The sequence below is a fragment of the Streptomyces sp. NPDC045026 genome, from assembly GCF_056432625.1.
Window position 1 is genome coordinate 1 of the sequence record NZ_JBWKIS010000043.1, and the last position, 19,559, is coordinate 19,559.

General features: G+C 71.6%; 18 protein-coding genes and 5 tRNA genes. 15 read left to right on the top strand and 8 right to left on the bottom strand.

Annotated elements, in window-relative coordinates; genetic code table 11:
- Window positions 1-89: 89 nt before the first annotated feature.
- The gene (locus tag AC07EJ_RS43315; protein ID WP_389483891.1) at window positions 90-542 is read right to left on the bottom strand and encodes a hypothetical protein; all 453 of its coding nucleotides are present in this window, start codon (window positions 540-542) and stop codon (window positions 90-92) included.
- Window positions 523-882: a hypothetical protein gene (locus tag AC07EJ_RS43320; protein WP_389483889.1), complete on the bottom strand. Its 360-nt coding sequence runs from the start codon at window positions 880-882 to the stop codon at window positions 523-525. The genes AC07EJ_RS43315 and AC07EJ_RS43320 overlap by 20 nt, the downstream gene beginning before the upstream one ends.
- A 539-nt stretch (window positions 883-1,421) precedes the next feature.
- Here AC07EJ_RS43320 and AC07EJ_RS43325 point away from each other — a divergent pair.
- From AC07EJ_RS43325 to AC07EJ_RS43365, 9 genes are all read left to right on the top strand, one after another.
- Complete coding sequence (locus tag AC07EJ_RS43325; protein ID WP_389483886.1) at window positions 1,422-2,468, top strand: methionine ABC transporter ATP-binding protein; 1,047 nt, start codon at window positions 1,422-1,424, stop codon at window positions 2,466-2,468.
- Window positions 2,465-3,217, top strand: coding sequence for a methionine ABC transporter permease (locus tag AC07EJ_RS43330; protein WP_389483884.1), 753 nt, complete (start codon window positions 2,465-2,467; stop codon window positions 3,215-3,217). The genes AC07EJ_RS43325 and AC07EJ_RS43330 overlap by 4 nt, the downstream gene beginning before the upstream one ends.
- Window positions 3,218-3,291: 74 nt before the next feature.
- The gene (locus tag AC07EJ_RS43335; protein WP_389483881.1) at window positions 3,292-4,122 is read left to right on the top strand and encodes a MetQ/NlpA family ABC transporter substrate-binding protein; all 831 of its coding nucleotides are present in this window, start codon (window positions 3,292-3,294) and stop codon (window positions 4,120-4,122) included.
- Window positions 4,123-4,130: 8 nt separating this feature from the next.
- Window positions 4,131-4,964 carry a MetQ/NlpA family ABC transporter substrate-binding protein gene (locus AC07EJ_RS43340; RefSeq protein WP_389483879.1) on the top strand — a complete coding sequence of 278 codons (834 nt, stop codon included), beginning with the start codon at window positions 4,131-4,133 and terminating at the stop codon, window positions 4,962-4,964.
- 130 nt (window positions 4,965-5,094) lie between these two features.
- A complete protein-coding gene (locus tag AC07EJ_RS43345; RefSeq protein WP_389483877.1) occupies window positions 5,095-5,742 on the top strand; it encodes a GNAT family N-acetyltransferase in 648 nt (215 codons plus the stop codon).
- 81 nt (window positions 5,743-5,823) lie between these two features.
- Window positions 5,824-7,035, top strand: coding sequence for a precorrin-6y C5,15-methyltransferase (decarboxylating) subunit CbiE (gene cbiE / locus AC07EJ_RS43350; protein ID WP_478886311.1), 1,212 nt, complete (start codon window positions 5,824-5,826; stop codon window positions 7,033-7,035).
- 354 nt (window positions 7,036-7,389) lie between these two features.
- A complete protein-coding gene (cobT, locus tag AC07EJ_RS43355; protein ID WP_478886312.1) occupies window positions 7,390-10,971 on the top strand; it encodes a nicotinate-nucleotide--dimethylbenzimidazole phosphoribosyltransferase in 3,582 nt (1,193 codons plus the stop codon).
- 167 nt (window positions 10,972-11,138) lie between these two features.
- Window positions 11,139-12,374, top strand: a complete 1,236-nt coding sequence (gene cobA / locus AC07EJ_RS43360) for a uroporphyrinogen-III C-methyltransferase (protein ID WP_389483868.1) — start codon at window positions 11,139-11,141, stop codon at window positions 12,372-12,374.
- 88 nt (window positions 12,375-12,462) lie between these two features.
- Window positions 12,463-13,290 carry a TrmH family RNA methyltransferase gene (locus tag AC07EJ_RS43365; protein ID WP_362906015.1) on the top strand — a complete coding sequence of 276 codons (828 nt, stop codon included), beginning with the start codon at window positions 12,463-12,465 and terminating at the stop codon, window positions 13,288-13,290.
- Window positions 13,291-13,300: 10 nt separating this feature from the next.
- Here AC07EJ_RS43365 and AC07EJ_RS43370 read toward each other — a convergent pair whose 3' ends face one another.
- Window positions 13,301-14,566, bottom strand: a complete 1,266-nt coding sequence (locus tag AC07EJ_RS43370) for a serine/threonine-protein kinase (protein ID WP_389483866.1) — start codon at window positions 14,564-14,566, stop codon at window positions 13,301-13,303.
- A 196-nt stretch (window positions 14,567-14,762) separates the two neighbouring features.
- Here AC07EJ_RS43370 and AC07EJ_RS43375 point away from each other — a divergent pair, with 196 nt between their 5' ends.
- From AC07EJ_RS43375 to AC07EJ_RS43390, 4 genes are all read left to right on the top strand, one after another.
- Window positions 14,763-15,050, top strand: a complete 288-nt coding sequence (locus AC07EJ_RS43375; protein WP_389483863.1) for a hypothetical protein — start codon at window positions 14,763-14,765, stop codon at window positions 15,048-15,050.
- A gap of 197 nt (window positions 15,051-15,247) precedes the next feature.
- A complete protein-coding gene (locus AC07EJ_RS43380; RefSeq protein WP_389483860.1) occupies window positions 15,248-15,454 on the top strand; it encodes a hypothetical protein in 207 nt (68 codons plus the stop codon).
- 200 nt (window positions 15,455-15,654) lie between these two features.
- Window positions 15,655-16,602 (top strand): phosphotransferase family protein, encoded by a 948-nt coding sequence (locus tag AC07EJ_RS43385; RefSeq protein WP_478886313.1) that lies wholly within the window; start codon window positions 15,655-15,657, stop codon window positions 16,600-16,602.
- Window positions 16,603-16,671: 69 nt separating this feature from the next.
- Complete coding sequence (locus tag AC07EJ_RS43390) at window positions 16,672-16,956, top strand: TFIIB-type zinc ribbon-containing protein (RefSeq protein WP_100597023.1); 285 nt, start codon at window positions 16,672-16,674, stop codon at window positions 16,954-16,956.
- Between the two features lie 54 nt (window positions 16,957-17,010).
- Here AC07EJ_RS43390 and AC07EJ_RS43395 read toward each other — a convergent pair.
- From AC07EJ_RS43395 to AC07EJ_RS43415, 5 genes are all read right to left on the bottom strand, one after another.
- A tRNA-Val gene (locus tag AC07EJ_RS43395) sits at window positions 17,011-17,082 on the bottom strand.
- A gap of 42 nt (window positions 17,083-17,124) precedes the next feature.
- Window positions 17,125-17,196, bottom strand: a tRNA-Val gene (locus tag AC07EJ_RS43400).
- A 43-nt stretch (window positions 17,197-17,239) separates the two neighbouring features.
- Window positions 17,240-17,311, bottom strand: a tRNA-Val gene (locus AC07EJ_RS43405).
- Between the two features lies 1 nt (window position 17,312).
- Window positions 17,313-17,386: transfer RNA gene (locus AC07EJ_RS43410), tRNA-Cys, on the bottom strand.
- A 37-nt stretch (window positions 17,387-17,423) separates the two neighbouring features.
- A tRNA-Gly gene (locus AC07EJ_RS43415) sits at window positions 17,424-17,496 on the bottom strand.
- 145 nt (window positions 17,497-17,641) lie between these two features.
- Here AC07EJ_RS43415 and AC07EJ_RS43420 point away from each other — a divergent pair.
- Together AC07EJ_RS43420 and AC07EJ_RS43425 are read left to right on the top strand one after the other, a co-directional pair.
- A complete protein-coding gene (locus tag AC07EJ_RS43420; protein WP_389483855.1) occupies window positions 17,642-18,697 on the top strand; it encodes a chorismate-binding protein in 1,056 nt (351 codons plus the stop codon).
- Complete coding sequence (locus AC07EJ_RS43425) at window positions 18,694-19,515, top strand: aminotransferase class IV (protein WP_389483852.1); 822 nt, start codon at window positions 18,694-18,696, stop codon at window positions 19,513-19,515. Before AC07EJ_RS43420 ends, AC07EJ_RS43425 begins: the two co-directional genes overlap by 4 nt.
- The last annotated feature ends 44 nt before the right edge of the window (window positions 19,516-19,559 follow it).

Consider the following 19,559-nt stretch of genomic DNA (forward strand, 5'->3'; position numbering starts at 1 on the left):
CTCCACACCTACAACCACCACCGATGCCACACCGCACTCGCAGGCAAGCCCCCCATCAGCCGCGCAAACAACGCTTCAGGGCAATACAGCTAGCGCGTAGCCCGGCGCGCCTTGTTGAGCCAGAACATCGCGGTCACCGGGAGCAGCACCGGAATGAACAGATAGCCCATGCCGTAGTCCGACCAGACCGTGGCGTCCGGGAACGCGGACGGGTCCGCCAGCGTCCAGGTGCCCACGGTCAGTACGCCCACGAGCTCGGCGGCGCAGCACACCAGCGCCGCCTTGCGGGCCTTCTCCCCGCCGCGCACGAGCGAGTACGTGATGAAGCCGTACACGATGCCCGCGAGCGCCGACAGCGAGTACGCGAGCGGCGCGTGGCCGAAGTCCGTCGAGATCTGGACGGCCGAGCGCGAGACCGCGCCGACCACCATCACGCCGTACAGCCACACCAGCAGCGTGCCGGGGCCACTGGTCAGCTTCTGCGGCTTGCTGCCGCTCTCGCTCTGTGAGGTCACGGACACCTCAGCCTCCCCAGATGTCATAGAGCCGCACTTGCAGGACGGCCAGCACGATGCCGCCGGCCGCCACCGTCACAGAACCCCAGCGGGTGCGCTCGGCGAGCGACATGAAGCCGGCCGCCGGGATGCACGCGAACGCGCCGATCAGATACGCCACGAAGATCGTCGTGCCCTGGTCCGGCTTCTCGCCCCGGACCAGCTGGACGCTGCCGACAACCAGCTGCACCGCAGCGAGCAGTGACACCACGGCCATGCCGATGAAGTGCCAGTCCTTGGTCGGCTGGTCGCGGTAGGCGGCGAAGCCGCACCAGGCGGCGAGCGCGAGCGCGGCGACAGCGGTCGCGACCGTCAGGGCATCAAGCATGCCGAGACCCTATTACGGCCGAAAAGGCCCGGTGCGCGCGCCCCCGCCACCGTGGCGTTGGCCACAGCGCGCCGGGTGCCGGGCCCGGCCCCTACGAGGGCGGGAACCACCTCCTGCCCCTGTCCGCACTGGCCGCACGGGGTACCGGGTGCGGCTCGGGCCGAGGCGGGCACCGTCCAGGGCTGTCCGCTATTCGGACAGCGGTTCGGGGATCCCGGCGCTCTTCTGCTTTACTTTTCGCATGACCACGACGAGCAGCCGCACCCTTGCGACCGAGGCGACGATGACGCCCGGTGCTCGTTGTATGTGTCGAATGTGCGCCTTCTGAGGGCCCCCGCAACGCCTGTTTCTCGCGCCCCGAAGCGAAACGCCGTGCCCAGTCCGTGCTTGTGCCGTACGCGACCGGGCCGCCCCGCGCACAGTCTCCCCCGGTTCCACCGCCACAGCGAGAACCGTGCTGCGTCCAGGCCGATCCCGACCATGAATGCCCGCCGCAGGCGCTCACCCGCGCCGCGCCATCGACAGTGACGGAATCCCACGTGATCACCACCCAGGGCCTCACCAAGGTCTACCGCTCGCGCGGTCGAGAGGTCACCGCCCTCGACGGCGTCGACCTGCACGTCCGCGAGGGCGAGGTGTACGGCGTCATCGGCCAGTCCGGCGCCGGCAAGTCCTCGCTCATCCGCTGCGTCAACCTCCTGGAGCGTCCCACCTCCGGCACCGTGACGGTCGCCGGACAGGACCTCACCGCCCTCGTCGGCCGCGGCTCCCGCGCCGGCAAGGAGCTGCGCGAGGCCCGCAGCCGTATCGGCATGGTCTTCCAGCACTTCAACCTGCTGTCCTCGCGCACCGTCCAGGACAACATCGAGCTGCCGCTCGAAATCCTCGGCAAGTCGGGCAAGGAACGCTCCCGCAAGGCGCTGGAACTCCTCGACCTGGTCGGCCTCGCCGACAAGGCCAAGTCCTACCCGGCGCAGCTCTCCGGCGGCCAGAAGCAGCGCGTCGGCATCGCCCGCGCCCTGGCCGGCGACCCGAAGGTGCTGCTCTCCGACGAGGCCACCAGCGCCCTCGACCCCGAGACCACCCGCTCCATCCTCCAGCTCCTGCGCGATCTCAACCAGCAGCTCGGCCTGACCGTCCTGCTCATCACGCACGAGATGGACGTCGTCAAGACGGTCTGCGACTCCGCCGCCCTCATGGAGCGCGGACAGATCGTCGAGTCCGGCACGGTCAGTGAACTGCTCGCGACGCCCGGCTCCGAGCTCGCCGCCGCGCTGTTCCCCGTCAGCGGCGACGCCAGCGGCGCGGACCGCACCGTCATCGACGTCACCTTCCACGGGGAGTCGACGACCCAGCCGGTCATCTCGCAGATGGCGCGCACGTACAACATCGACATCTCGATCCTCGGCGCCGCGATGGACACCGTCGCCGGCAAGCAGGTCGGCCGCATGCGCATCGAGCTGCCCGGCCGCTTCGACGAGAACGTCGTGCCGATCGGCTTCCTGCGCGAGCAGGGCCTCCAGGTCGAGATCCACGGACAACAGGGCGGCGCGCCCGTACTGCTGAAGGAAGGTGTCACCAAGTGACCTGGTCGGAGATGCAGCCGCTGCTGTCCCAGGCGTGTTGGGACACCCTCTACATGGTCGGCTGGTCCACGCTGATCGCCGTCGTCGCGGGCCTGCCCCTCGGCGTCCTGCTGGTCCTTACGGACCGCGGAGGCCTGCTCCAGAACGCCGTTCTGAACAAGGTCATCGGGCAGATCGTGAACGTCGTCCGCTCGATGCCCTTCCTCATCCTGATGGTCGCGCTGATGGGCTTCACGCGCTGGATCGTCGGCACCACCATCGGCCGGGAGGCCGCCATCGTGCCGCTCGCGATCGGCGCCATCCCGTTCTTCGCGCGGCTCGTCGAGACCTCCGTGCGTGAGGTCGACGGCGGCCTGATCGAGGCCGTGCAGTCGATGGGCGGCAACACCTGGACCGTGGTCCGCAAGGTCCTCGTGCCGGAGTCGCTGCCGTCACTGATCTCGGCCACCACCACGACGATCATCGCGATCATCGGCTACTCCGCGATGGCCGGCACGGTCGGCGCGGGCGGCCTCGGCGACCTCGCGATCCGCTACGGCTACCAGCGCTTCGAGACCGAGCTGATGTGGATCATCGTGGCGGTCCTCGCCGTCACCATCGCCGTCATCCAGCTCGCGGGCGACAGCGGAGCCCGCGTCCTGCACCGCCGGGCCGGCAAGGGCGGCGAACCGCTCCGCTTCCGCGCCTTCGCGGGCCTGCTGCCCGGCGGTCCCGTCACCGCGGACGCCGCCCCGGCAAAGACCCGCTGATCCACTGACCTGCTGTTCCCTGTCTCCCCGTCCCACCCGGCGGGTTGCACCACCCATGGAGAAAGGCACTTTTCGTGCGTAACACCACCAAGATCACCGCTGCTGTCCTCGCCACCGGCGCCCTCACCCTGGGCCTGACCGCCTGCGGCTCCGACAAGGGCGACACGAAGGCCAAGGCCTCCGACCCGCTCGTCGTCGCCGCGACGCCCGTCCCGCACGCCGAGATCCTCGAGTACGTGAAGGACCACCTGGCGAAGAAGGAAGGCCTCAACCTCGAGGTCAAGGAGTTCACCGACTACGTCACGCCGAACACGGCGACCGAGGACGGGTCCGTGGACGCCAACTACTTCCAGACCCAGCCCTACCTGGAAGACTTCAACAAGAAGAACGCCACTCACCTCGAGTCGGTCGCCACGGTCCACCTCGAGCCGCTCGGCCTCTACTCCAAGAAGGCCAAGGCGCTCGGCGACCTGAAGAAGGGCGGCACCATCGCCCTCCCGAACGACGCCGACAACGAGAGCCGCGCCCTGCGCTTCCTCGCCGCCAACAAGCTCATCACGCTCAAGAGCGGCTCCGAGGCCACCGCGACCCCGCAGGACATCGCGAAGAACCCGAAGGACCTCCAGTTCAAGGAGGTCGAGGCGGCCCAGACCCCGCGCTCCCTGCAGGACGTCGACGCCGCGGTGATCAACGGCAATTACGCCATCGGTGCCGACCTCAAGCCGGCCAAGGACGCCCTCGCCCTGGAGTCCACGAAGAACAACGCGTACAACAACGTCCTCGCCGTGAAGAAGGGCAACGAGAACGACCCGCGCGTGAAGAAGCTCGCGAAGCTGCTGACGTCGCCCGAGGTGAAGAAGTTCATCGAGGACAAGTACGCCGGCTCCGTCCTTCCCTCCTTCTGATCGCCGCGATGCGCACCGCAACGATTCCCGCCGCCGTCATCGCCGGAGCCCTCGCGCTCGGCCTGACGGCCTGCGGGTCCGGCGACTCGGGGTCCGGCTCCGGCGACAAGAGCGGCAAGCTCGTCGTCGGCGCCACCCCGACGCCGGCCGGCGAAGTCCTCACGTACGTACAGCAGCACCTGGCGAAGAAGGCCGGACTCGACCTGGAGATCAAGGAGTTCACGGACTACGTCCTGCCGGACACCGCGCTCCAGGACGGCACCCTCGACGCCAACCTGTACCAGCACAAGCCCTATCTGGACGACTTCAACAAGTCCAAAGGCACCACCTTGAGCGCGGTCACCGAGGTGTACCTGCCGCCCATGGGTGTCTACTCCAAGAAGGTCGAAGACGTCACCAAGCTCCGTGAGGGAGCGACCGTGGCACTGCCGAACGACACCACCAACGAAGGCCGGGCGCTCGAACTCCTGGCCTCCAAGGGGGTCATCGAGCTCAAGAAGGGCGCCGGCGCGAACGCGAGCCCGCAGGACATCGCGTCCAACCCGAAGAAGCTCGTCTTCAAGGAGCTCGAACCGGCCCAGCTGCCCCGCTCGTTGAGCGACGTCGACGCGGCCGTCATCAACAACAACTACGCGCTCGACGCGAAGTTGAGCCCCAAGAAGGACGCCATCCTCGTGGAGTCCGCGAAGGGCAACCCGTACAACAACGTCCTCGCCGTCAAGAAGGGCAACGAGGACGACCCCCGGGTCAAGAAGCTTGCCACGCTGCTGACTTCACCCGAGGTGAAGAAGTTCATCGAGGACAAGTACCAGGGCTCGGTGCTTCCGGTCACCGCCGGCTGACACCACCCGCAGCCACCGCACCTACATGGGGTCCTCTTCCGCACCGGGAGAGGACCCCATGGTGCAGTTACGTGCCTTCATGCTGCATGCTGGGCACTTCACCAGGCCATGAAGGTTACGGAGCGGCGCCATGACTACTGGTACTCGGGGCTTCCCGGACATCTCCATCAGCACGGATCGGCTGGTCCTGCGCGCCCTCGAGGAGGACGACGCCCCCGCCCTCGCCGAGATGATGAACGACGAGATGGTCGCCGCCTGGACCTCCGTGCCCCAGCCCTTCACCGAGGACCAGGCCCGCACCTGGATCACCCAGTACGCCCCGACCGAGCGCATCGCGGGCCGCGGCCTCGACCTGGCCGTCACCGAGTTCCTCACCCAGCGCCTGGTCGGCATCGTCCAGCTCGGCAAGACCAACTGGCACGTGGGCTCCACCGAGCTGTCGTACATCATCGCCCCCTGGGCCCGCGGCGAGGGCTACGCGTCCGAGGCGGCGCTGGCCACCGCCCGCTGGCTCTTCCGCGAGCAGGGCCTCGAGCGCCTGGAGCTGCGCACCGCGGCCGACAACACCGCGTCCCAGCAGGTCGCCCAGAAGATCGGCTGCATCAGCGAGGGCGTCCTGCGCAACGCGTGCATAGCGCGTACCCGTACCGAGGACGGCGGCTGGGAAGAGCTGCGGACCGACTTCATCGTGTGGAGTCTGCTGCCCGAGGACCTCGACGGTGTGGCCGACGAGTTCGCCGAAACCGGGGGATACACGGCCTTCTCGGACTGGAACTGACCCCAGCGGTCGCACCCAGGTACACCAGGTACGCTCACCGAGCCCGTTCGACCCGCGAGAACCTCCAGGAGACTGACGACGATGGCCGACCGGGTCACGGTGATCGGCTGGGACGGCTCGCCCCTGACCGCGGCGGCACGCTCCGCGCTCGGCGCCGCCACTCTCGTGGCGGGCGCGGGCCACCACCTCGCCCTGCCCGAGGTGCCCGACCGCGCCGAGCGGATCAGGCTCGGCAGCGTGGCGCTCGCCGCTCGCCGCATCGCCGCCCACCGCGGCACCGCCGTCGTCCTCGCTGACGGAGACCCCGGCTTCTTCGGCGTCGTACGCACCCTGCGCGCGCCCGAGTTCGGCCTCGAGGTCGAAGTGGTCCCCGCCGTCTCCTCCGTGGCCCAGGCCTTCGCCCGCGCCGGCATGCCCTGGGACGACGCCCAGGTCGTCGTCGCCCACCGCCGCACCCTGCGCCGCGCCGTCAACGTCTGCCGCGCCCACCCCAAGGTCGCCGTCCTCACCTCGCCCGGAGCAGGCCCCGTCGAACTCGGACTGCTCCTCGAAGGCGTGCACCGCACCTTCGTCATCTGTGAGGAACTCGGCACCGACCGCGAGCAGGTCACCGTGGTGACCAGCGACAAGGCCGCCGACCACACCTGGCGCGACCCGAACGTCGTCATCGTCATCGGCGGCCCGACCGCCCCGGCCGACGACAGCGCCTGGCTCGCCGGAGGCGCCCCCTCGGCCGCCCCGCGCGGCTGGGCACTGCCCGGCGCCGAGTACGGCGGCCGCCTCGGCGAGGGCGAGACCGAGCCGCTGCGCGCCGCCCAACTCGCCCGCACCGGACCGCGCGTGGGCGACCTCGTCTGGGACATCGGCTGCGGCAGCGGAGCCTTCACCGCGGAGGCCGCCCGCTTCGGCGCCGCAGTCATCGCCGTCGACCGCGACCCCGACGCCTGCGCCCGCACCCTCGCCACCGCCCGCCGCTTCGGCGTGCAGCCGCAGATCGTGCACGGCACGGCGCCCCACATCCTCGAAGACCTGCCCGAGCCCGATGTCGTACGCATCGGGGGCGGGGGAGCCGCCGTCGTCTCCGCGGTCGCCGACCGGCGTCCCGAACGCATCGTGACGCACGCCGCGACACGCGATGCCGCCGAACTCATCGGCAGGGACCTGACGGAGCACGGCTACCGGGTCGAGTGCTCGCTCCTGCAGTCCGTCGAACTGGACACTCGCGCCTGGACCGAGAAGGAGCGGACCGTGGGGTTCCTGCTCTCCGGGGAGTTGCCCGACCGCAACCCGTGACCCCGTCGCTCCGGGGCGCGCGGTAGGCTGGCCGATCGTTGTACTGCACCTGGACGCCCGGCTTTCCGTCGGTCAATGTCCGGAAAACGCGCCACTTTTGGGGTGCGTGTGGTACGGCAGGACCGGAGGATGCGCAACGTGGCGCAGTCCACAGCGGGCCGTGCCCGATCCAGGTGCGGTGGCAGCCGGCCGACCGGGACAATACCTGTTGTCCTCAGCCGGTCGTGCCGCACGGCACTCACGCTCGTTCTTCATGACGGGTGGTCGGTGCGCCGCTCCGGTCACTGGGGTCGCATCCCCGGCCGACGGCCGGGGGCTGCCGAAGAAGCACTAACCGATGGGCGAGGGGTACGCATGACCGACACCGGCCAGGTTCCGGGCGAGGGGCTGCCGGAGAACGCAGGCACGGTGGAACAGCCGGGCGTCCCCGCCCCGGGTGCGTACACCTTCCTCGATCCCTCCGTAACCCCTACCGAAGAAGACGATCTGCTGCTGATGCCGGGTTCGCAGGGCGCCTGGGGCGAGCCGCAGGCCGCCCCGATGCCCGCCGCGCACGAGCCGGGCCCGCACGAGACGGCGGGCCGGGACAGCGGCCAGGTTGACCTGAACGGCGTCCGAGTGCCGGGGCCCTCGCCCGCCCCGCACCCCGGGCCCGCGCGTCGCCCGCTGCACATGGGCCCGCCGGTGCCGGACGGTACGGGCAGCCCCGTACGCTCCCTCGCCGACCGCGGTCCCGCGCACACGCCGCCGAACCCCGTGCCGGTCCGTCAGGCGGGCCCGCCCACGACGGGACCCGAGTACCTCGACATCCCGCGCGACGAGACGGGCGCCCCGGCGCCGCAGCTCGGTGAGATCCCGCCGCAGGGCGCCGCTCCCTGGGGCGCGCAGCCGCCGCAGCAGGGCTTCGAGACCCCCGCCGCAGAGTTCGCACCGGAGGCCGCAGCAGAAACGGTCGTCCCGGACGCCACTCCCGTCGCACCGGCCGCTCCCACGCAGCAGACCGTCGGCGACGCCGCCGGGTTCGCCCAGGCGCCGCAGCACCCGCAGCACCCGCAGCACCCGCAGGACATGCAGGTCATGCAGGACGTGCAGGACCTGGATGCCGTGCAGGCCGTGCAGTCGGTGGAGGGCTCGGCAGCCCCGGAGTTCGCGGCCCCCGAGGAGGTGCCGGTGTACGCCGCGGCTCCCGAGGGCGGTCTGTTCGCCGAGGACCAGGCCACGCCGGCCGAGTACGCCTTCGACTACTCCTCGGCTCCGAACGGCGTGCAGTTCGCACAAGGCGCCGAGGGGGCGCAGTTCGCGCCGCAGCCCGAGCCCGTCGCCGCCTACGCGGGGCCTCAGCAGATGGCCGCGCACCCCGGTGAGCTGCCCGTCGACCCGCACTCCGGCCAGTTCGCACCGGCGCCCGAGGCAGTTCAGGGCCAGCACTTCCCGCAGGCCCCCGCCGAGGGGCCGGCGGACCAGGCGGCGCAGCCGCTCGGCCAGTTCGTGCCCGTCGAGGGAACGATCCCGACCACGCCGCACCTGGCACCGACGCCGCCGCAGCACATGGTCGTGCCGCCGCTGCCCGAGCCCGCGGCCCAGTTGCCCGAACCGGCGGCGCCCGCCGCCCCGGCCCCCGTCCTCATCGGCGAGGCCCCCGAAACACCCGTCGCGGACCAGGTCCCCCAAGCGCAAGAAGCACACGAAGTCCACGTGGTACCCGAGACACACGAAGCGCACGCGATGAACGAATCGGCGCACGCGATGAACGAAGCGCACGCGATGAACGAGCCGCAGGCGACGTACGAAGCCGCTCAAGCCACTCAAGCCCCTGAAGCCGCTGAGGTTGCTGAGATCCCGGAGGCCCCCGAGGCCCCCGAGCTCTCAGGGACCGCTGAGATCGCTGGGACCGCTGAGGCGCCCGAGGCGTTCGAGGTGCCCGCCGAGGCCTCGTCCGTTCTCCCCGAGGCCGTGCACGACACCCCCGTCCCGGCCGGCGCGGACGTGGTGGAGCCGGAGACGGCTCCCGAGGCCGCCGAGCCCGTCACCGTGGAAGCGGAGCAGACGGTCGTGGAGGGCGAGCCGGAGATCCTCGTCCCCGCGCCCCGCGAGTCCGCCTCCATCGAGCAGTCCGTCGACGCCGACCCCGCCGACCTCACCTCCGAGGCCTCGGCGGACGGGAACCCCGAGACGCCGCCGGCCCCGGCCGACGACCTCGCGGGCCCGGCAGCTCCCGGCTACGACGAGGCCGAGCGCGAGGCCGTCCTGCGCGTCATGCGCGAGCGCCGCGACATCCGTAACGGCTTCCGCAGCGACCCGATCCCGCACGACGTGCTGCTCCGCGTCCTCGAGGCCGCCCACACGGCGCCGTCCGTCGGCCACTCGCAGCCCTGGGACTTCGTCGTCATCCGCTCCGCGGACACCCGGCGCACGATGCACGAACTGGCCATGCGCCAGAAGGACGCGTACGCCAAGTCCCTTCCCAAGGGCCGTGCGAAGCAGTTCAAGGAACTGAAGATCGAGGCCATCCTCGACACCCCGGTGAACATCGTCGTCACCGCCGACCCGACGCGCGGCGGCCGCCACACCCTCGGCCGCCACACGCAGCCGCAGATGGCCCCGTACTCCTCCGCGCTCGCCGTCGAGAACCTGTGGCTCGCGGCCCGCGCCGAGGGCCTCGGCGTCGGCTGGGTCAGCTTCTTCGACGAGCGCGAGATGGTCCGCACCCTCGGCCTGCCCGACCACCTCGAGGTCGTCGCCTACCTCTGCGTGGGCTACGTCGACGAGTTCCCGGACGAGCCCGAGCTGATGCAGGCCGGCTGGTCGAAGCGCCGCCCCCTGTCCTGGGTCGTCCACGAGGAGACGTACGGCCGCCGCGCCCTGCCCGGCGAGGACCCGCACGACCTTCTCGCCGAGACCGTCTCCAACATCCGCCCGCTGGACGCCAAGGCGCTCGGCGAGGCGTGGGAGCGGCAGAAGCGGATGACGAAGCCGGCCGGCGCGCTCGGCATGCTGGAGATCATCTCCGCACAGCTGTCCGGCCTGTCACGGATGTGCCCGCCGCCGATCCCGGAGCCCGCGGCCGTCGCGATCTTCGCGGGTGACCACGGCGTGCACGCCCAGGGCGTCACCCCGTGGCCGCAGGAGGTCACGGCCCAGATGGTCGCCAACTTCCTGGGCGGCGGCGCGGTCTGCAACGCGTTCGCGAACCAGGTCGGCGCCGAGGTCTGCGTCATCGACGTGGGCGTGGCGAGCGAACTCCCGGCGACCCCGGGCCTGCTGCCCCGCAAGGTCCGCGCCGGCACCGCCGACATGACGACCGGGCCCGCGCTCAGCCGCGAGGACGTCAAGGCGGCCATCGAGGTCGGCATCGAGACGGCCCGCGATCTCGTCGCGGCCGGCAACAAGGCGCTCCTCACCGGCGAGATGGGCATCGCCAACACCACGGCGTCGGCCGCCCTGATCTCGGTCTACACGGGCGTCGACCCGTCCGAGGTGACCGGCCGCGGCACGGGCATCAACGACGAGACCCACGCCCGCAAGGTCGAGGTCGTCCGCCGCGCGCTCGACCTCCACCAGCCGGACCCGGCCGACCCGATCGGCGTCCTCGCCGCGGTCGGCGGCCTGGAGCACGCGGCGCTGGTCGGCCTCCTCCTGGGCGGCGCGTCGCTGCGTACCCCGGTGATCCTGGACGGCGTCAGCGCCGGAGCGGCCGCCCTGGTCGCCCGTGCCGTCGCCCCCGAGGTCCTCGCGGCCTGCATCGCGGGCCACCGCAGCGCGGAGCCCGGCCATGTCGCGGCTTTGAACAAGCTGGGCCTGCGCCCCCTGGTCGACCTCGACCTCCGCCTCGGCGAGGGCACCGGAGCGCTTCTCGCCCTGCCGATCGTCCAGAGCGCGGCCCGCGCCATGCACGAGGTGGCGACGTTCGACTCGGCGGGCGTCACGGAGAAGTAGCAGGGCCGAGGGCGGCAGCCCTCACTGCCACAGGGGCGGGCCGGGACAGGGGTCCCGCCCGCCCCGTACGCTGAACGCGCACGTCAAAGGCCCGCTCCAGCGCCGAAGCGAGCCTCGTACAGGCATCACCCGTCACACGCACGACCCGCACGAGGAGCCGCACGCCCATGGCCGCAGAACACCCCGCGTACCCCGTAGGCCTCCGCCTCACCGGCCGCCGCGTAGTCGTCCTCGGCGGCGGCCAGGTCGCCCAGCGCCGTCTGCCGGCCCTCATCGCGGCGGGCGCCGACATCCACCTGATCTCGCCCACCGCGACGCCCTCGGTGGAGGCCATGGGGGACGGCGGCGAACTCACCTGGTCGCAGCGCCCGTACGCGGACGGCGACCTGGCCGACGCCTGGTACGCCCTCATCGCCACCGGCGACCGCGCCGCGAACGAGGCGGCCTCCGCCGAGGCCGAGCGCCACCGCGTCTGGTGCGTCCGCTCCGACGACGCCGACGCGGCCACCGCCTGGACACCGGCCACCGGCCGCTCCGAGGGCGTCACGGTCGCCGTCCTGACCACGGACGCCGCCGGCCGCGACCCCCGTCACACGGCTGCCGTGCGCGACGCGATCGTCGAAGGCCTGCGCGACGGCACGCTCGTCGCCCCGCACCACCGCAAGCGGACCAACGGCGTCTCCCTGGTCGGCGGCGGACCCGGCGACCCCGACCTGATCACCGTCCGCGGCCGCCGCCTCCTCGCCGAGGCGGACGTCGTCATCGCGGACCGGCTCGGCCCCCGCGACCTGCTCGACGAACTCCCGCCGCACGTCGAGGTCATCGACGCGGCGAAGATCCCGTACGGCCGCTACATGGCCCAGGAGGCCATCAACAACGCGCTCATCGAGCACGCCAAGCAGGGCAAGGCCGTCGTACGCCTCAAGGGCGGCGACCCGTACGTCTTCGGCCGCGGCATGGAAGAGGCCATCGCGCTGGAGGCCGAGGGCATCCCGTACACGGTCGTCCCCGGCATCTCCAGCTCGATCTCCGTCCCCGGCGCGGCCGGCATCCCGGTCACCCACCGCGGCGTCGCCCATGAGTTCACCGTGGTCAGCGGTCATGTCGCACCCGACGACGAGCGCTCACTCGTCGACTGGCCCGCCCTCGCCAAGCTGCGCGGCACCCTCGTCGTCCTGATGGGCGTCGACAAGATCGGCCGGATCGCCGAGACCCTCATCGCGCACGGCAAGTCCGCGCAGACGCCGGTCGCCCTGGTCCAGGAGGGCACCACGGCCGCCCAGCGCCGCGTGGACGCGACCCTGGAGACGGTCGAGGAAGCCGTCCGCACCCACGAGGTGCGGCCCCCCGCCGTCATCGTCATCGGCGACGTGGTCGCGGTGGGCCCGCGGCGCACCGCGTAACCCCTCATCCACCCCCACACGTAACCAGCGGTAACGGAACTTGCTCCGAGCCGTTGGCACCGCACCCAGGACAAGGCAGTATCAACCTGTGGCTGAAGCTCAAGGTCTCATCACCATCGAAGATCCCGACGACCCGCGCCTGCGCGACTACATCGGCCTGACCGACGTCGAGCTCCGCCGCAGGCGCGAGCCCGCCGAGGGCCTGTTCATCGCCGAGGGCGAGAAGGTGATCAGACGGGCCAAGCAGGCCGGGTACGAGATGCGCTCCATGCTGCTCTCCGCCAAGTGGGTCGACGTCATGCGCGACGTCATCGACGAGGTCCCGGCCCCGGTCTACGCCGTGAGCCCGGACCTCGCCGAGCGCGTCACCGGCTACCACGTGCACCGCGGCGCCCTCGCCTCGATGCAGCGCAAGCCGCTCCCGACCGCGGCCGAACTCCTCGCCACGCAGCGCCGCGTCGTCGTCATGGAAGCAGTGAACGACCACACGAACATCGGCGCCATCTTCCGCAGCGCGGCCGCCCTCGGCATGGACGCGGTCCTGCTCTCCCCGGACTGCGCCGACCCGCTCTACCGCCGCTCGGTGAAGGTCTCCATGGGCGCCGTCTTCTCGGTCCCGTACGCGCGCCTCGAATCCTGGCCCAAGTCCCTGGAGTCGGTGCGCGAGGCGGGCTTCAGCCTGCTCGCGCTCACCCCCGACGAGAAGGCGAAGAGCCTCGACGAGGCGGCCCCGCACAAGATGGACCGCGTGGCCCTGATGCTCGGCGCGGAAGGCGACGGACTCTCCACCCAGGCCCTGGTCGCCGCCGACGAATGGGTCCGCATCCCGATGGCCCACGGCGTCGACTCACTCAACGTGGGCGCGGCGGCCGCCGTCGCGTTCTACGCGGTGGCCACCGGCCGCCCCCAGTCCTGACCGCGCGGCCTCAGAGGTAGGGACGGGGCAGGGTCTCCTGCGCGTGCACGCCGTCGCGCGGCTCACCGAGCCCGCGCGACGGCCCCTGGCAGCCCTGCGCCGCCGCGATCCCCAGCGCCACGAGCAGCGTCACCACCACGAACACGAAGAGCCGCTGGCGCAGCAGCCGCGGATTGGCGGGCCGCCGCTTCCCGGTGCCCGTCGTACGCGGCCCCTGCCGCCCCCCGTTGCTGCGGGGCGCGGGGCGCGAGCCCGAACGCGTCGTGTTGCGGGGTGCGCCCGGCCGCGTGCTGCTGCCGGTCCGTGAGGAACCGTTGCTCGGCCGCGGCGGGGGGGTGCCCTGCGGCGCCCGGCGCTGCGTGCGCTGCTCCGCGTAACTCTCGGCGAGCCGGCCCGTGGGCCGGTCCGTGTCCACGCGCGGGGCGGGCGGCCTGGTGTCGCCGAGGCCCTGCGCCTCGCGGGCCGCGATCTCCTTGAGCCGCAGCGACAGTTGGAGCGTGCTGGGCCGCTCCTCGGGGTCCTTGGCGAGGCACGCCCGGATCAGTGGAGACAGGGCGTCCGGCACGCCGTGCAGCTGGGCCTCCTCGTGCACGACCCGGTACAGCATCACTTCGGAACTGCCGTGCCCGAAGGGCGAGTCGGCCATCGCCGCGTACGCGAGGGTAGCGCCGAGCGCGAAGACATCCGTGGCGGGCGTGACGGCCGCGCCCCGCACCTGCTCGGGGGCGAGGAACCCGGGGGATCCGACGGCCGTCCCGACGTGGGTGAGCGTGGAGGCGCCGGTCGCCCAGGCGATGCCGAAGTCGATGATGCGCGGGCCCTTGGGCGACAGCAGGATGTTCGACGGCTTGAGGTCCCGGTGCACGACGCCCGCCTCGTGCACGGCGACGAGCCCCTCGGAGAGCGCCGCACCGACCGCGGCCACGTCGGAGGCGGCCAGCGGCCCTTCCTCGGCGACCTTGTCGTGCAGCGAGGGCCCGGGGACGTACTGGGTGGCGAACCACGGCTTGTCGGTGTCGAGATCGGCCGCGACCAGGCGGGCCGTGCAGCCGCCCCGGATCCTGCGGGCCGCGGAGACCTCACGCGCGAAGCGCGACCTGAACTCCTGGTCCTCCGCCAGATCGGGCCGGATCACCTTCAGCGCGACGCGCTGGCCGCGGCGGTCGGATCCCAGATAGACGACGCCCATCCCGCCCGCGCCGAGCCGCCGGTGAATCCTGAACGAGCCGACGACACGCGGGTCCTCGCGCCTCAGGCGCATCATCGCCATGTCCATCCCCGCTGCCCGGTCCGTTTGACGAGCGACAGCTTACGTTTCCACAGCCGGGTGCGCGCATAGGCCGCGCCCTCGCGATCCGATCGATTGTCAGTGCCCGGTGGGAAACTTGAGAGGTGGTCAGGGAAAGCGGGAGCGGTGCGGCCCGCAGCTGCCCTGATCGCCAACCATCCGTCGTAGAAGGGGGATTGGGCCTGTGAAGGGTGACCGAGTGGAGATAGTCGTGGACGCGGGGGACACGACGCGCACGTACGAGGTGGTGGCGAGCCGGGCGGGCCGCCGGGTCGAGACGGCGGTCCGCAGGGGCGTGGTGGAAGTGAGCGAAGTCACCCGCTCCGGCTCTGTCGTGCGTACGGCACGATTCATGGCGACCCGGGTGCTCGCCCTGGTCGAGCAGCCCGTACCCAGGGAGGAGCCCTCGGAGGCGGCGGCCCGCGCCACGCGTCCCCTCCGGGAAGACCCCGAGACCCAGCCCAGGACCTAGGTCCTCTTCTCCACCCAGGGGAGTAGGCGAGGCGGCGGCGGTCATCCTCCGGGAGGCCCGGCAATCGGTACGAGGGCATGACGACCGTGGCTCCTGACGCGCCTAGATTTGAGGTCAAGCGGCGGGTGCAAGCACTCGTCCCCCGAGGTCAGGTACCCGCCGCTGCCAAACCGAAGATCTTGACCGGGAGAGGAACCATGGCGGACACGGCACCGCGGACGATGGTCCGCACGCAGGGACGCAGGGCATTCGCCGCGTTCGGCGGCCGTCGTTCCGAGCGCCGTCACCCCTTGGTGGCGACGGCCATGGTTCTTCCCCTGGCGGCCCTGCTCGTAGTCGTCTTCGGCGGCTGGGACGCAGTGGTCACACAAGCGTCGTCCGTGGGCGTGATGCTGGGGCGCTGAGCGGCGCCCCAGGCCCGGAAGAGCGGTCCGGGCGGGGACATCCGGCCATGAAACCCCGTGGGGACGGGGGTGCGGCGGACGGCACATGATGGCCGCGCAGCTGGGGAGCTGCGCGGCCATTGTTCTGCCCGCACACCGGTAGGACCCACCCGCCCGATGCTGCGTACGCTCACGGTGACACCACCCGGGGGGAACCACCGATGACCGCAACTGTCCTGCTGCCCGCACTCACCGCCACGGCACACGGCGCGGCGCACGGCACCCAGGGACCCTGCGCCTGCCGGGCCGCAGGCGCCGTACTCGCCGACCGCGCGGACGGCACGGTCGTGCGCCACGGAGACGTCGTCGCCAAGGCCCACGCCCCGGACACGGACCCCGCCGAGCTCAACGCCCGCCTCGCCGCGGCGGCGGCGCTCCCCGGGATCCTGCTGCCGCCGCTCACGCCGGTCGCGGCGGATCTGCACGACCGGCTCGTCACCTGCTGGCCGCACGGCAGCCCCGTGGACCCCGACGCCCCCGAACACGCGCCGTGGGAGGACGCGGCCACGCTCCTGGCCCGCCTCCACGCGGTGCCCGTGGCGGAACTCCCGGGCCCGCTCCCGCCCATGCGCGGCCCCGCCAAGGCGGCCCTCGCCGTCGCTCGGCTCCTGGCCGCCGGCCCCCACCCGGCGTCCGCGCCGATCCTGCGCGCCTGGTCGGGCCTGCCGCCCTGGGCCCGCGCCGAGACCCCGGGCGGGCCCGCGTCCGCCCTGTGCCACGGCGACCTGCACCTCGGCCAGCTCGTCCGCCGCCCCGCAGACACCGGCCCCTGGCTCCTGATCGACGTGGACGACCTCGGCACAGGGGATCCGGCCTGGGACCTCGCCCGCCCCGCCGCGTGGTTCGCGTGCGGCCTGCTTCCCGCACAGGAGTGGACCAGGTTCCTCACCGCGTACCAGGAGGCGGGCGGCGCTCCGTCGCTGCAGGGCGACCCCTGGTCCGCCCTGGACGCCCCGGCCCGCGCCCTCACCGTCCAGACCGCGGCACTCGCCGTGGCCAAGGCCGTCGCGGCCGGCCGGGCGCTCGACGAGGCCGAGGAGGCCTTGGTGGACGCCTGTGACCGAATGGCAGCGGTACCGGCCGAGTTGGCACACGACGCCGCGAAGTAGGGTGCAACGGACCGGTGCCGGGAAGTGTTCCGGCGAAGAAGTGCCGAACGGCGAGGAGTTGAGCCGACCATGCAGTGCCCCAAGTGTCATGCACCGATGCACACGTACAACCGCAATGGCGTCCAGATCGAGCAGTGCAGCGGCTGCCGGGGGATATTCCTCGACTACGGCGAGCTGGAGTCCCTGACGCGGCTCGAGTCCCAGTGGCAGCAGCAGGCGCCGCCCGCGCCGCCGGCCCCGCAGGCGTACCCGTCGGCCCCCGCCCCGGCCTGGGGTGCCCCGCACCACGGCGGCCACCACGGTCACCACGGCCACCACAAGGGCGGCTTCGGCCGGATGCTCTTCTCCTCCTGAGCCGCCCCGCACGTGAAGAAGCCCCCGGCCGAAAGGCTGGGGGCTTCTTGACTGTGCGCGATACTGGGATTGAACCAGTGACCTCTTCCGTGTCAGGGAAGCGCTCTCCCGCTGAGCTAATCGCGCGGGACGGACCAGACTGTATCAGGACCCGTGAGTGGTGCTGCGTGCGCGATACTGGGATTGAACCAGTGACCTCTTCCGTGTCAGGGAAGCGCTCTCCCGCTGAGCTAATCGCGCGGGGTTTCGGACCGTCGGGAAGATGACCTTCGCGATGATCCAGTGGACGATACTGGGATTGAACCAGTGACCTCTTCCGTGTCAGGGAAGCGCTCTCCCGCTGAGCTAATCGTCCTTGGAGGTGGAGACGGGATTTGAACCCGTGTAGACGGCTTTGCAGGCCGTTGCCTCGCCTCTCGGCCACTCCACCAGGAGTGTGGGGGTTCGGGAAGATCCCCCACTTCCTGAGCGGACGACCAGGTTCGAACTGGCGACCTCAACCTTGGCAAGGTTGCGCTCTACCAACTGAGCTACGTCCGCTTGTCGTTTCCGTTTCGCTTGCGCGTCCCGGCGACGTGTTGAACTCTAGCGGATTCCTGGGCCAGTACAAAAACGCGTTTGCGCAGCGTGCTGCGGTGCGACCACCCCAGGTCACGCGGGGGACACCCGCCATAGACTCGAAGACGTGCGCGACCTCCCTCACGACCTGCCCCCGCTGGCCCGCTTCGGCGGTCTTGTAGCGACCGAGTTGCGCGATGTGACCAGCGATCCCGAGGCGCTGGACTCCGCCGGCTTCTGGGCCGTCTCCGCAGACTTCGAGGGCCGCCTCGTGTGCGCCCGCTTCGACTCCGTGCGGGAGGAACCCGTGCCCGCTCCGGTCCCAGGGGCCTGGCAGGGGCCCGCGGCCGGTGACTGGACTTCGTCCCTCGACCGGGCCGCGTACACCGAGGGCGTCCGCAGGATCCGCACCCACATCGCGGCCGGCGAGGTCTACCAGGCCAACCTCTGCCGCGTCCTGTCCGCGCCCCTTCCCCCGGGCGCGGACGTGGACGCCCTCACGGCGCTCCTCGCACGCGGCAACCCGGCCCCCTACGCGGGGACCATCCGGCTGCCCGCGCACGGCGTGGAGATAGCCACCGCGTCTCCCGAGCTCTTCGTGAGCCGCACCGGGCGGATCATCGAGTCCGGACCGATCAAGGGCACGGGCCGCACCGAGGCGGATCTCCTGGAGAAGGACTACGCGGAGAACGTGATGATCGTGGACCTGGTCCGCAACGACCTCGGACGCGTCTGCGCGACCGGTTCCGTGACCGTCCCGGAGCTGTGCGTCGTCGAGAAGCACCCGGGCCTCGTCCACCTTGTCTCCACCGTCCGCGGCGAACTGCGCGAAGGCGCAGGCTGGCGCGACCTGCTCGACGCCGCCTTTCCGCCCGGCTCGGTCACCGGAGCGCCCAAGTCCAGCGCCCTGCGCATCATCGACGCCCTGGAGACGGCGCCCCGCGGCCCGTACTGCGGCGGCATCGGCTGGGTCGACGCCGACCGGGGCACCGGCGAGCTGGCCGTCGGCATCCGCACGTTCTGGGCCGACCGGGCCGAGGGCGTCCTGCGGTTCGGCACCGGCGCAGGCATCACCTGGGGCTCGGACCCCGACGGTGAGTGGCGGGAGACCGAACTGAAGGCTTCCCGGCTGCTAGCGGTAGCGTCGGGTACGTACGAGGAAAGTGGAGGGATACCTACGTGAAGATCTGGCTCGACGGCACACTGCAGGACCTTGAGGCCGCCCGTGTCTCGGTGTTCGACCACGGCCTGACCGTGGGCGACGGCATTTTCGAGACCGTGAAGTCGGTCGACGGGAAGCCGTTCGCGCTGACCCGCCACCTGGACCGGCTGGCCCGCTCCGCACGCGGGCTCGGTCTGCCCGAGCCCGACCTCGACGAGGTGCGCCGGGCCTGCGACGCCGTCATCGAGGCCAACCCCATGCCGCTCGGCCGGCTGCGGATCACGTACACCGGAGGGCTCTCCCCGCTGGGTTCCGACCGCGGTGAGGCCGGGGCGACGCTGGTGGTCGCCCTCGGCGAGGCCGCCCGGCGTCCCGACTCCACCGCCACGGTCACCGTTCCGTGGACGCGCAACGAACGCGGCGCGCTCACCGGCCTGAAGACCACCTCGTACGCGGAGAACGTCGTCGCGCTCGCCCGCGCGCGCGAACAGGGCGCCTCCGAGGCGCTGTTCGCCAACACGGTGGGGCAGCTGTGCGAGGGCACGGGGTCGAACGTCTTCGTCGTCATCGACGGTGAGATCCACACCCCGCCGGTGGCCTCGGGCTGCCTCGCGGGCATCACGCGCGCTCTGGCCGTCGAGTGGACCGGCGCCAAGGAGACCGATCTGCCGCTGGACGTCCTCGAGCGCGCCGACGAGATCTTCCTGACGTCCACGCTGCGCGATGTGCAGGGCGTGCACCGGGTCGACGGACGTGAGCTGCCGGGCGTGCCCGGACCCGTCACCGCGAAGGTGATGCGCGTCTTCGACGAGCGCGCGGCGGACGACCTCGACCCGTGATCCGAAGCGACTCGTAATCCGGGTGACGGGGTGGTCACCGGGCG